General features: G+C 32.2%; 6 protein-coding genes. 1 reads left to right on the forward strand and 5 read right to left on the reverse strand.

Features of this window, described 5'->3' with window-relative positions:
- Positions 1 to 199: 199 nt before the first annotated feature.
- Positions 200 to 4,255, reverse strand: coding sequence for a hybrid sensor histidine kinase/response regulator (locus tag AC2DZ0_RS06005; RefSeq protein ID WP_484644336.1), 4,056 nt, complete (start codon positions 4,253 to 4,255; stop codon positions 200 to 202).
- A gap of 199 nt (positions 4,256 to 4,454) precedes the next feature.
- Entirely contained in the window at positions 4,455 to 5,900 is a 1,446-nt protein-coding gene (locus AC2DZ0_RS06010; RefSeq protein ID WP_484644337.1) for a T9SS type A sorting domain-containing protein, read from the reverse strand.
- A gap of 357 nt (positions 5,901 to 6,257) precedes the next feature.
- Here AC2DZ0_RS06010 and AC2DZ0_RS06015 point away from each other — a divergent pair, with 357 nt between their 5' ends.
- Positions 6,258 to 7,205, forward strand: a complete 948-nt coding sequence (locus AC2DZ0_RS06015) for a hypothetical protein (RefSeq protein WP_484644339.1) — start codon at positions 6,258 to 6,260, stop codon at positions 7,203 to 7,205.
- Positions 7,206 to 7,622: 417 nt separating this feature from the next.
- Here AC2DZ0_RS06015 and AC2DZ0_RS06020 read toward each other — a convergent pair whose 3' ends face one another.
- From AC2DZ0_RS06020 to AC2DZ0_RS06030, 3 genes are all read right to left on the reverse strand, one after another.
- Positions 7,623 to 8,678 (reverse strand): GntR family transcriptional regulator, encoded by a 1,056-nt coding sequence (locus tag AC2DZ0_RS06020; protein WP_484644341.1) that lies wholly within the window; start codon positions 8,676 to 8,678, stop codon positions 7,623 to 7,625.
- Positions 8,679 to 9,232: 554 nt separating this feature from the next.
- Positions 9,233 to 12,286, reverse strand: a complete 3,054-nt coding sequence (locus AC2DZ0_RS06025; protein WP_484644343.1) for a glycoside hydrolase family 2 TIM barrel-domain containing protein — start codon at positions 12,284 to 12,286, stop codon at positions 9,233 to 9,235.
- 7 nt (positions 12,287 to 12,293) lie between these two features.
- Complete coding sequence (locus tag AC2DZ0_RS06030; RefSeq protein ID WP_484644344.1) at positions 12,294 to 13,751, reverse strand: sulfatase; 1,458 nt, start codon at positions 13,749 to 13,751, stop codon at positions 12,294 to 12,296.
- Positions 13,752 to 13,788 lie beyond the last annotated feature (37 nt).

Consider the following 13,788-nt stretch of genomic DNA (forward strand, 5'->3'; position numbering starts at 1 on the left):
TAACTAATTCGATTTTAATCAAATCAAATAAATCATCAGAACACTAGTTAGAACAACCAATAAAAAAAGAAGTACCTGAAGGATGACGAGTTTTGTCTTCTTTGAATTCATATTACAAAATTACCATTCATAAACGAACCATATATCCAAAAGGGAGGTAGTAAAAGTCCAAATAGCGTAATAAATACAATTATTACTATTAGCTTTCTTTATAGAATTTATCTGTGTATTCGGTTGGTGTAAGTCCGTATTTCTTTTTAAAACATTGACTAAAATACTTTGGACGTTTGAAACCAACTTTATATCCTACTTGAGATACATTTATTTTATTCTGTTCTAACAATTGCGCAGCTCTTTTCAATCGTATTTCACGGATAAATTCATTTGGAGTCATGTTTGACCATGCTTTTATTTTTGTAAAAAGTAAAGATCTACTCACTCCCAATTCTGATACGAACATAGAAACATCAAAATCTTCATTAGAAATATTTTCTTCTACAACCTTAAAAGCTCTAGCTAACAACTCTTCGTCCTTAGAAGTTACTGCCACTTCACTAGGCACAAAGTGATCATCTCCAGAAAATTTATCTTTTAATCGAGACTTCAGTTCTAGAATGTTTTTTATGCGTAGTTTAAACTCTTTTAAGTTGAAAGGCTTACTTATATAATCGTCTGCACCACTTTCTAGTCCCTCAAATTTATAAATTAAAGAAGATCTAGAGGTCAACAATATAACCGGAATATGACTTGTATTGATATCTGATTTTATTTTAGCACATAATTCTGTACCCACCATTTCCGGCATCACAACATCGCTTACAATAAGATCTGGTTTTTTCTTTTGAGCCAAATCCAAAGCTACACGCCCATTTTCCGCTTCGAAAATAGTGTACTCATCCTTCAATAAATCCTTCATAAAAGTTCTCAAGGAAGTATTGTCTTCAACCAACAAAATAGAAAGCTCTTTTTTAGATTCTTTCAAATCGTTTATTTCTTGGTCTGTAACCGTTTCTAATACATCTAATTGTGTGACGTATTGACTTACATCATCACTTTTCACAAAAGAATCAGATACTTCATCTGGACTCAAATGTTCTTTCCCTAACGGTAACTTTACCGTAAACATTGCTCCCCCTTTAGCATTATTAGATACATTAATTGTACCATGATGAAGCTTTACTATATTGCTAGCAATGGATAATCCTATTCCTGTTCCTTTGTTGTAGTTCTTCTCAGGGTTATTGTGTATGGCTACTTCAAAGAATCGATCAAATATTTTGTCTAAGTGTTCTTCTGAAATACCTACTCCTGAATCTATAACTCTGATGATTATATTTTTAGATGTTTTCTTAATCTTTAGACTAATATCACCTCCTTCTGGAGTATAGCGAAACGCATTTGATATAAGATTATAGAATACACGTTCTAACTTATATCGATCGTAATAAACTAGTATTTCATCATCTGTTGTTTCGAAGGTATAGTTGTAATTGCCTGTTTTCGCAAATTCAGAAAAAGATAAAAATATTTCACGTAAATATTTCACAATATTTCCTTCGGCAGTTTGAATATTTGCTTGATTGTTTTCTAACTTTCTAAAATCCATTAATCTGTTGATTAACCTCAACAAATGGTTCGAGCTACTTTCGATAACTCTTAATTTTTTATACATCGAATTTGAGCCAGAATAATCTTCCAAAATTTGTTGCAAGGGTCCTAAAATCAAAGTCAATGGAGTTCTAAACTCGTGTGAAATATTTGTAAAAAATTGTAGTTTACTGGCATTGAGTTCTTTAACCCTCTCTCCTTCTAAATACTCCATATCCAGTTTGTGCTGTAACTTGGTTTTAGACTCCATTACAAGAAAAATTCCAATTAAACCGAGTGCAATCAGAATAGCATAGATTAAAAATGCCCACCAACTTCTCCAAGGTGCTGGTTTTACAGTAATAAACAAACTCGTGGCTTTATTGTTCCATACACCAAAATTATTGGCTCCTTTTACTTCAAAAATGTACTTACCAGGTGTTTGCAGTGTATAAAACACTTCTGTCTTACTCGTTGTATACCAAGTATCATCTAAACCTACCAATCGATATTTATAAGAATTACTCTGGGTGTTTATAAAACTTGGAATGGCATAATTAATAGAAAAATTGGCTTTGTCATAGCTCAAAGAAACCTTTTTAGTAAAGGATATATGTTTTGTTAACACCTCTTCTTTTTGTCCAATTTTAACTGATTTATTTTTTATTTTGAAATCAGACAAAACAACTTGAGGAGCATAGTTGTTTATATTTATTTTTTTGGGATCTACCAGGGTAATTCCATTTTCTCCTCCAAAAATTAATTGAGAATTATTAATAACAATTCCGGAATTCGGTGTGTATTCATACAGATTTCTCAAACCTGTATTCGAATAAAAGGTAGCTTTATTTTTTTGAGTATTAAACTGAACAATACCTCGTTCACAACTCAACCACAAATCACCATTGCTATTTTGTAAAATTGTATTTACAGTTGTAATTGGGTTTATAGAATCTAGAAAAACTCTTTCGAATTTTTTTCCATTAAATCTCTGAAGCCCTTTACTATTTGTACCTACCCAGATTGTGTTATTAGAATCTTCAAAAATTGACTTGATATTTCCACCAAATTCAATATCCACATCATAAGTAAAAAGATCATATTTGTACCCTTTTTTAAACTTTAGCATGTTAAGTTTTCCTAAACCACCTAACCATAGATTTCTTTTTCCGTCAATATGAATAGTTTTTATAAAATCTGTTGACAAATACGGTTCTTGTCCAATATTTGTCCCATAGATCCTGTAACTTTTCAACCGATGATTATAGCGTATCAAGCCTTTTCCGAAAGTAGCAATCCAAAAAATATTTTTGGGACTTTCTTTGATGGAATATATACTTGTGTTTTTCAAATACGCAATAAGTCTATCTGAAATAACCCCCTCTAATCTTTTATGAGTTTCTGCATCATATAAAAACACTCCATGATTCAAAACACCAACCCAAAGTTGTTTATCCTCTGAAAGATGCATGGATTGCACGGGATATTTTCTAGTTTCATTAGCTTCAGACACCTCAAAAACATCCAAAACTTTTAAATCTTTACTAACGAATGTAATATCACCACCTTCGGTTCCGATGTACAAGTTGGATGCTACATCAGAAACTATATCTGTGACAAAATTATTATCTAAATCATCATTTCTAAAATTTGTAAAATTTTCATTAGATGGATTCCAAACATTTACTCCACCACTATACATACCTAACCAAACAGAACCATTGTCATCTTTAAAAATAGATTTCACAAAATTACTACTCAAACTAGCAACATCTTTTCTACTAGATTTCAAATTATGAATTTCCCTGTCTTTTGTTAATATTGTTACACCATGAGTCGTACCCATCCAGATGTTACCATCAGATGTTTTTTGTAGGACACGCACATCAGCAGTTGGTGATAATTTGGAATGAACCTCTTTTACAAATCTTTTTTTTATAGTATTGAAATACCAAAACCCATTATATTTAGTAGCTACCCCGAGAACATTTTTTCTGATCTCAATAATATCTTGTATAAAAAATCCATTTTTTATTTCTGAACCTCTAGGCTTTCTGTACCTTTCAAATACAAAGTCATTATTTTCTCTACTTACATATCGAGCCAAACCTCGAGTTGTAGCAACCCAAATTTCATTACTAGAGTCAATAAAAATTCTTTGAATATTTCTATTGGGCAACCCTGTACTGCTATTTTTATCGACTCTGATATTTATGAATTTCTTAGTGATTTTACTATAAATAGAAATTCCTCTTGCTGTACCAAACCAAATTTCATCATTTGGCATCTCTTCCATACATATGATCACATTATTCACGATGGGATTCACCAAATCTTCACTATAATAGCGAGTAAAACTATTGTTTATGGGATTATACCGGTTCAAACCATTGTATGTCCCTACCCAAATATTTCCTTCAGAATCTTCTAATAAAGACAATATATCACTATTCGACAGACTATTAGCATCTTTGGGATTATTTAAAAACACCTCAAAACGATCTCCATTGTACTTATTTAGGCCATTTCTTGTTCCCAACCACATGTTCCCCAATTGATCTTGTTCAATCGCAATTACTGCGTTATTAGAAAGACCATTTCCTACAGAAAATTTTGTAAAATGAAAATCATTTTTTTGAGCATATCCATGAATTTGAACAATGAACAAAAAAAGTATTAATAAATATCGATTCATAAAAACAATAAAAAAACAATGGGCTGAATATAACAAAAAGTATGACAACTTGTGAGTTAATCCCTGAATAAAAAAGCGACAAAAACTTTCTTTAATGCTTACTAATGGAAAAATCGCCCAAAAAAAAAGGCTATCTAAGAATAGATAGCCTTAAAAAAATATTTCAATACTTTTAATTTATTACAATAACTTGAGCAGTATTTCCTAAATTTAAAATATAACTTCCTTTAGCCAAATTAGAAGCATCAATTGTCGTTCCATTTCCTTCTAAAACCTTAATTCCTACTAACGAAATAATTTCCCAAGAACTAGGAGTTTCTAAAGTAAAAATCCCTGTTGCTGATGGGTTAGGATAAACTTTTGATATTGCATTAGTACTAGTCTCTTCTACTCCTGCAACACCGTTTCTTGTGAAAGTCATATAATCCCAACTTGGTCCACTTGCTGGAAATCTCGCATGTAAAACATAAGTACCTGCAGTTAAATTCACACTACTTTTTGAAAAATCCCCGAAAGTAGTTGAATTTCCTGTTTCAGGTAAAGTTTCATTTATTATAGTTTCAACATTACTCAACGTAGTAGCATTTCTTAAAAACAATTGAAATGATTTACCCGCTTCAGCTCCATGAGCATAGTTAACAACAATTGTATACGGCCCATCAACATCTACATCAACTGTGTATAATAAGTATTCTCCACCTACCACATCTCGAACATAATGACCTGTTCCACCAACCTTAATATCAACATCTGAACCACTTCTATGGTTAGAATCTTGAGCATTCCCTGCCGTAGAATCATTGTAGGTACCTGTTGTTACTGGTGTAGTATCTGAACTACTAGTATTCACACCATTATCATTTCCTGCGCTTTTATCAAAATCTTCAAACTCAATTTTGCTAGCAACATCCAATGTCTCTCCAAGCTTTATTGCAGTACCTGAGAAAGGTAATCCAACATAGTCATCATTAGCCGCAACACCTGTTCTTTCAAAAGACATGTAGTCATAATTTGGTCCTGTAGCCGTAAACCTAGCATGTAACGCATATGTTCCTGCAGTCAAATCTACATCTGTAACTGTATAATCTGCATAAGTTGTTGAACTACCAGTATCTGGTAATGCAGCAGTCATTATTGTTTTTACATTACTCAGCGTATTTGCATTTCTTAAAAATAATTGGAAACCTTTAGTCCCTCCAGATCCTTGTCCGTAATTTACTTTAATTGTGTAAGGCCCAGCTTCTACTACCTCAATAGTATATATCATATAATCTGTATTTGCAGTATTATGAACTACAATGCCAGTACCACCATCACTCATATCCACATCTGAACCACTTCTGTAAGTAGTATTACCCCCTTGATTTCCTAAAGTAGTATCGTTATAAGTACCTGTTGTAGGTGGAATCGTATTCGTATCATTCGAATTTACCCCTTCTACAGAGCCAGAAGTTCTATCATAATCTTCAAATTCTACCTTTGTAACTGTATTAAGGGTCCCACCTACTTGAATTGCAGTACCAGAAAAAGGTTGTCCGACGTATTGCGCATAACTTAACTGAGCAGCTAAAATAAAAGCACCCAATACAAATAAATTTTTGTGTAATTTTTTTGTCATAATTTATTGATTTTTAATTAATAAAAATAAAGTTAACTAAATAGCATGAAGACACTGTGCTGACCTATTAGGTTATCCCATTGCATTTGCTCACAAATAACCAATCTATAAACAAATGATTATAAAAAAAGCTATCAAACAACTTATTTCTAATAAATTAAGCACTTCTTAAAAAGCATGAATAACATTTGGTATGGGTTCATATTGGCTTTTACCCCAAGTTATAATCTATTATAGCTCTAAAACTTTGTTAAAACATCCATAAATCCCTCTTAAAAAACGGTTTAATCGGACACATCAGCACAGTTAAACTTTTCAATTAAATTAAATTTGAGATAATTTAAAATAAGACATATTATGAAAGCAAATAAATCATTTTTATCTCTTGGATACACTGTGGCATTGTTCACTGCAACCGCGTTAATCTCATGCTCATCAGCTGAAGATAACATTAATATTGATGAAGAATTAGAAATAATTATTCCTGATCCTGAAGAAGAACCAGTAGATCCAAACTCTATAATCGTAAGTGATGAAGTTACAACTATTTCCATAGAATGTAGTGATGAGTTTAACAACCCTGATCGATATGGACCAGATTTGGAAAACGCTTCAAACGTTGGAAGTATTGACGATAGAAGTTGCTACTCAAACTACTCTGAAAATGTTATAGATGGTACTGCTTGGGGAGTTTACAATATAACAGATGGCTCAAACCAATTTGGGGGTACTTTACAACCAAGAATTGAAAGATATCATAGTAGAGCAAACAATGCAGTAGGAAACTATGTAAGATTTACTGGAACCGTTAGAATTCTTGAAACTGGAAAAACTTCTAGTTATGGTCAGGATGGTACCTATATCATGCAGGCAAAAGGGAAGCATAGTGTAGACGCAAATGGTGAACAACAAGGTTCTCCAGACCCTGCAATTTGTTTGTACTTAGCAAAACCAGTTATGGCTACTGATGAAAATGGAATTGAATACCAAAAGTCTTTTAGAATTTACAGAGAGCAGATTAAATATCGTGGTGGTGAAGGATCAGGACGTGAAGTGGTATTCTTAACTGAAGTTCAAAAAGGAGAAATTGTTGACATTACACTAGAAGTAGGTTTTAAAGCAGATCCTAATGATTCCTCAAAAAAGATTCATTATGCGGACGCAACCATTGGTGGTGAATCTTTTCCATTCGTAATTCCTGAACCAGAAAGAGGTTTACAATCTGGTATAAGATATGGTGCCTATAGAATTAAAGGAGGTAGAGCTCAAATTAGATGGGCAAATACTACTTATTTAAGAAAGTAATAATTAAGGCTTTATAAATTATAAAAACTCATTTATTTCCTCAGGGATATAAATGAGCTTTTTTTGCACCCAATCATACCAATTCGGTACAAAATCAGAATGTTTTAAATAAGTTCTTCTTATTTATTTTTTATGTTCTATACACATCTCACAATTCCCCTTACACAAACTATTACAATATCCCTGATAAGTCCAAAATACACTTCCTTATTTGTTACATACTTTATACATAGACAAATAAAAGCGCATAAAAAAGCTGTCTAAATTTCTAGACAGCTTTTCAAAACCAACTCAACAACATATTCAAAAAACCAATGTTTTTTTTTCTATTTTACCACAAATAGAAGGGACACTAGTTACTACTATTTATCCCTAACAACCTTCTAATAACTTTACAACTGAAATCAGCAAGGTCTATTATGCAGATCTTCTATCTATAAAACTAAAAGGCGCTTTAATTTTAGTTTTTTTATGTTCATTAATTATTTCCGCGGCATTTTCTCCCATTTTGATAAAATCTGTTGAAACAACAGTAATACCCAATAAATCCTTTAATGATGTATCATTATAAGAAATAACACCAATATCTTTACCCATTTCAAGTTGACGGTTCCTTATTTTATGTATCAAATTCACAAGGTCACTCTCCTTTATCGTTATATAAAGTGTTTTCTTTTTAACTCTATTGGTATCATTAATTTCGTCTAGAATATCAAAATTCAAATTGTTGTGAACACAAAACTTTCTAACCCCTTGCATGATTCCATTTGGATAGGGATACAATGATTTTTCAGGAAAAACTAAGACCAATTCATCATACTTTTTAACTTTATCAATTCCTGACGACAAAGCTTCATAGATATCATTTTCAAAATCTTGAAAAACTTCTGAAAAACTACCCTCAACATCATGCTTATCACTATCCATTACGATCAATTTATCCTTAGGTATCATATTCATTAATTCATTCACAGCTTGTGTAGAACTTGTATGTTTTAAATTTTCCGTTTTGAAATGTGGCATAATAACATAATAATCATAAGCCGATTTGTATTTTTTTAACAATTCTATAAATATAGATTCATCACAATGATAAACATGAAGATCAGTATGCGTATTTTCACCTAATCTTTCTCTAAATGAATTATAAATTTTCAATTTATATTCACTTAACTTATTTACTAAAAATAAAATATTGGTTTTAGAAATCAATTTAGTTTTCGCTATATAATTTCCTTTACCTTGGATTGAAACTATAATATTTCTTTCTTTTAAAATATTGTATGCTCTAGCTACAGTATCTCGTGATAAATAATACTCTACGCTGAGAGAATTAATTGAAGGAATTTTATCACCTGTAGTAATATTACCTACTGAAATATTTTTAACAATCGAATTAATTATTTGTAAATATTTCGGAATACTTGAATCATCGTCTATCGAAATAAACTTTAACATTTGTAAATCACACATAATAAAAGTAGTTTTAGTTTGGTTTAACTTTCTGAATACAAATTTAGATATTCAACGGAACCGAAAATCCTAATTAGGGTAACCAAAAATCTAAAAAACTAAAAAACAACACTTTAAACACCTTTAACCTCATGGTTTTTGACATAAAAAAAACTGTATTTTATTATTGATAGTTGTTTTTATATCAATTAATCGTTCTCTCTAACCATTTTTTCTAACTACAATTTATTCTTCTAACTAGTTTTTAAACAGCATTATCACCAATAAAATCTTTCCAATAATTAATCATATTTTTCTTAAAATTTATGTTTTATTTTTAAGACTTAAACACTTTTCCACGAGTCATTTTCTTACTAACACATCAAGTATAAATAAGTTTAAAATTTTATCAGCATACTTCTTGGTCACTTATCAAATATGCATTCTGTAATATTTTTTTCGTTTATATAAAGTTGATTTTTTGAGCTATAGGACAGCTACTACAACATATGAACCATGTAATAAATGAAAAGAGATACGAAACAACTGATTTACGCATACAATTACTAGTAATTTTAATCTATAAACAATTCATCAATATAAGGACCGCTTTCTCCTGTAGTTTCTAAACGAATGCTATTGGCTCCCGCTTTTAAAGTAATAATTGTGGGTACAAACTTCCATTCTTTTTCCCAACCTCCTGTAGCTTTAAATTCCAATGTTCTTATATATTCATCATTTACAAACAATTTTAAAGGGTGTAATTTTCCTTTATTATTGTGCATATATCTAAACCTAATGCTGTAATCTCCAGCTTCACCGTCATTTTCTTGATAAAACTCTACAGACCCTTCTTCCCCTTTAAAATCAACAAATCCAGAACCTTTAAAGCGCCTTGCATCATTACTTGCCATGGCACTTCCTTGTAAAACACCATCTTCTGCAGAAATATTTACACCCCTACCAATCCACATGTCTTTAGAATGCTCATCACCCCAGAACAAACCTTCATTTGCTCCAAAAGTTTCTTGCATTGCCAGTACAACTTTTCCATCTTGCTTCACAACTGCCTTTACAGTCGTATTATTAAGAACTTCAAAACTACCTTTGTAAACAACTCCATTCTTTTCAGGATTTTCCCCATTCACCGTGTATAAGATTTCTAAACTAATGTTTTGTCCCTCCCCTAACACATCTATTTGTTTGGTATCAATTGTGACCTTATTTGAGGTATACAGTGCCTTATCTCCCAAAATAGCACCGGTAATCACCATTGCTTTTTTTGCATCTGGTTTTTCTCTTAAAAACAATCTTGTTTTACCAAAAAATAAAGCTCTAAAATCCGATTTTGTTCTACTTGTAGGATCTATTGGATTACCATTTTCCATGGATATTTTATTTACATCACCTTCAATATGATAGTAGGTTTTGTTTTCTCCATAAGGATATAAATTATGATTCGCATCTAAACTTTCTGAAGTAATGATGTAACTAGCTTCAAAACTACCTTCTGCCGCCAATTTTTTAATACTTGTTTTTAATTTCGAAGGATATTTACTCGTAGAAAATGAAGTACTTTTCACTTCCTTTCCATCAATATATGCCACAGCTTCTATTGTTCCATTCTCATAAGGTACCATCCATTCACATTGCATTTCATTCCAAACATTTCCTGGTATGTCTTTTCCTAAAGATTTTCCGTTTAAAAACAATTCCACTTCGTCAGCATTCGAATACACCCAAACCGGAATAACGGTTCCCTTTTTCATTCTCGCGTGCGACCAATGAGGTAACATATGAATCATAGGTTCTGATGTCCACTGACTTTGGTAGAAATAAAATAAATCTTTTTTGAAACCAGCAACATCTAATGCTCCACCCATAAATAGATTAAACGGCAAACCACCGTGCACCAAACCTGCTTCTCCGTAATAGTCAAAACCAGTCCATCTAAAATGACCACTATGCCAAGGATTATCTCGCATTACCTCCCAGTATTTTCTTGCAGAAACTCTTACAGTCGCATTGTCATAAGAAGAATTGAAACTTTGTTTTCTGTTTCGCCATTTTTTAGGATTTATGCCTTCATAAAAGAAAATCTCTTTCTCGGTTAAATTTGGTAAAGGATAAGTACCTGGCAACTCATTATCTCTCCACCACGTTTGGGTTCTATAATAACCTCTTGTTTGCCATGTATGCGGAGCTTCTGTAGAAATGAATGGCTTGTCTAGTTTTTTTGCATTCATTCCCTCTACAAACGATTTTGTTTCAGAACCTCCATTGACTCCTTGAATATCCATGTCTTCTGGATTTCCTGCCCCTGAGGTAAATAAGCGAGTTGGATCCAATTTTTTTCCGAAATCGACTAAATCTGGTCCAATCGGACTATACGTTTCATTCCCTAAACTCCAAACAAAAATACTCGGATGGTTTCTATCTCTTGTAATCCACTCTGTAACATCTCGTTTCCACCATTGATCAAAAGCTTGTTTACCATAATCTTGTGGTGCTTTTTTATGCCAACCGTCAAAAATCTCATCCATAACTAACAATCCTAACTCATCACAGATATCATAAAACATAGGTGGTGTTGGATTGTGAGATGGACGAATGGCATTGATTCCCATATCTTTTAATGATTGTAATTTCCAACGCAACAAAGGCTTTGTCCAAGCTCCACCAACAGGACCTCCTTCCCAATGTTCACAAACTCCTTTTAATTTAATATTTATTCCGTTCAACCAAAATCCTGTTTGGGCATCCCATTTTACTGTTTTAAATCCAAAAGTTGTTTTGACTTCGTCAACAACTGTTTTCCCTTTTCTAATTTGTGTAATTGCCGTATATAAATGGGGCGTATCAGGACTCCATAACTTTGGATTCTCTATTTCAAGTTCATAAGTAGGTTTTGACGACTTCAATTTTTCACATTTGTAAGCCAACTCAATTCCATCAGGAGAAAACAATTTCACGTCATATATTAGACCTTTTAATTTTCCATTGATTTCAGCATCAATTAACACTGTTGCCTTTTCCTCTTGAATTAAAGGTGTTTGAATAAAAATTTTATTTGGTTGAAAATGTGTTGGACGCACCTCAATTAATTTTACTTGTGCATAGATTCCACAAGGATGATACCAACGCGCAGAAGGCTCTAAAGAATTATCTACTCTAACCGCGATTGTATTATTCCCCTCCTTTAAATATTCTGAAATGTCATATCTGAAACTGATATAACCATAAGGTCTTTTGGCTAAATATTTTCCATTTACCCAAACCTCACTATTCATATAAACACCATCGAAATTTATATAAGTTATGTTAGACAAACTCTCTTTTTTAATTTCGAAATGCTTTCTGTACCAACCAATACCTCCGTCATGATACCCACCACCTTGACCTTGATCACCACCTTTTCTCACCCCTTTTTCAAAAGACCAATCATGAGGCACATTTAATTTCTTCCAACTAGAATCATCAAAATTTTCTTTGGAAAATGATGAATTGTCTTTTAGAATAAAACTCCAGTCATTATTAAAATTCACCTCTGCTCGTTGAGCGCTTAACTCACCAAAAGCAAAAAATGCAATGATAAAGGCATAACTAAATTTAAACATCAAACTTTTCATGGAATTTTTATTTATCATTTTGTACAAAAGGCTTACCGTTACTTGGAAACTTTATTTCCAAGAGTTTTTTCATTCTCTTTTCTACCTTTTTATACTTTTCATTTCCAGATAGGTTTACGTAAGAAACCAAACTATTTTTATGTTCATACAATTCACTACCTAATATTTCATGTGTCTTGGAATCTCTCCATTCAGTATATCTCCATTCACCATCAGTGGCTGTAACCCCCATTATTTTTTTCCCTCTTGCATACACGCTATAGGCAGCTTTATCCCATTTTTTATTTGGCTTATTCAATACAGGAACAATACTTTTCCCTTCTGTAACAGGAGCAGACTTCAATCTGCATGCATCTACTAACGTTGCGTATATATCTACATTCTCAACCAACGCATTTGACGATTTACCTGTGACTCTATTTTTGTAGCTTGTTTCTCTACTAATAATTAGTGGTACTCTTACATCAATTTCCATATTAGATTGCTTACACCAAGAAGCATAATCTCCAATTTTATACCCGTGATCACTCATAAAAACAATCATCGTATTCTTTTTCAAATCCAACTCTTCTAATGTTGTCATCACCTTTCCTATTTGTGCATCTATGTAACTAATACTTGCATGATAACCATGAATGAGATCTCTTGTTAAGTCATCATTTAGATCCCCTTCTTTTGGAATATTTGAATATGACTTTAATTCTCCCCAAGGACTCAAAGCTAGCCTATAAGCCTCTTCTGGTTTTTTTCTAGAAGGTATTTCAAAATCATTTTTATTATATAAATCCCAATATTTTTTTGGAGAATTGTAAGGTAAATGTGGTTTACTCAACCCTACAAACATTAAAAATGGATCGTCTTTGACTTTTTTCAAAGTTTCAATTGCGTAATTGGCAACTCGTCCGTCTTTATACCCATCATCCTCTACATCAGCACTTTCAAAAGCAGGTCCTTTTAAAGGTTTCACTCCTTCTTCTTTTAATCGCTTCATTAAAGCAATGTTCTCAGGTTTTAAATAAGCGTTTTTCTCTTTTTCAAAATAATGAGACCAGACATTTTTATCATCAACACCATGGTGATACACTTTACCAATACTAATGGTTTTGTAACCATTGCTATCAAATAATTGTGGCAAAGAAACCACGTCTTTGTGTACTTTTCGTAATGGTGTAAAGATGCTATAAATCCCTAAGGTTTCTGGACGTAAACCTGTTAATGTACTCATTCTAGATGGTGCGCAAATCGCTTGTTGCACATAGGCCTTATTAAATAAAACGCCATCTTTTGCAAGTTGATCAATATTAGGGGTTAAAGCAGTTTTACTACCATAACACCCTAGTTCGGCCCTAAGATCATCTACATAAAAGACCAAAACATTTGGCCGTGTATCAGAATCATTCAATTGCCCTTTTGCAGAAAAATAACTTATTATTAAAACTACGAACACGAAAACATTACGCTTCATCATATATCATTTAAATTAAATCTAAAATTATTATTAA

The organism is Flavicella sp. IMCC45668 (genome assembly GCF_057219105.1).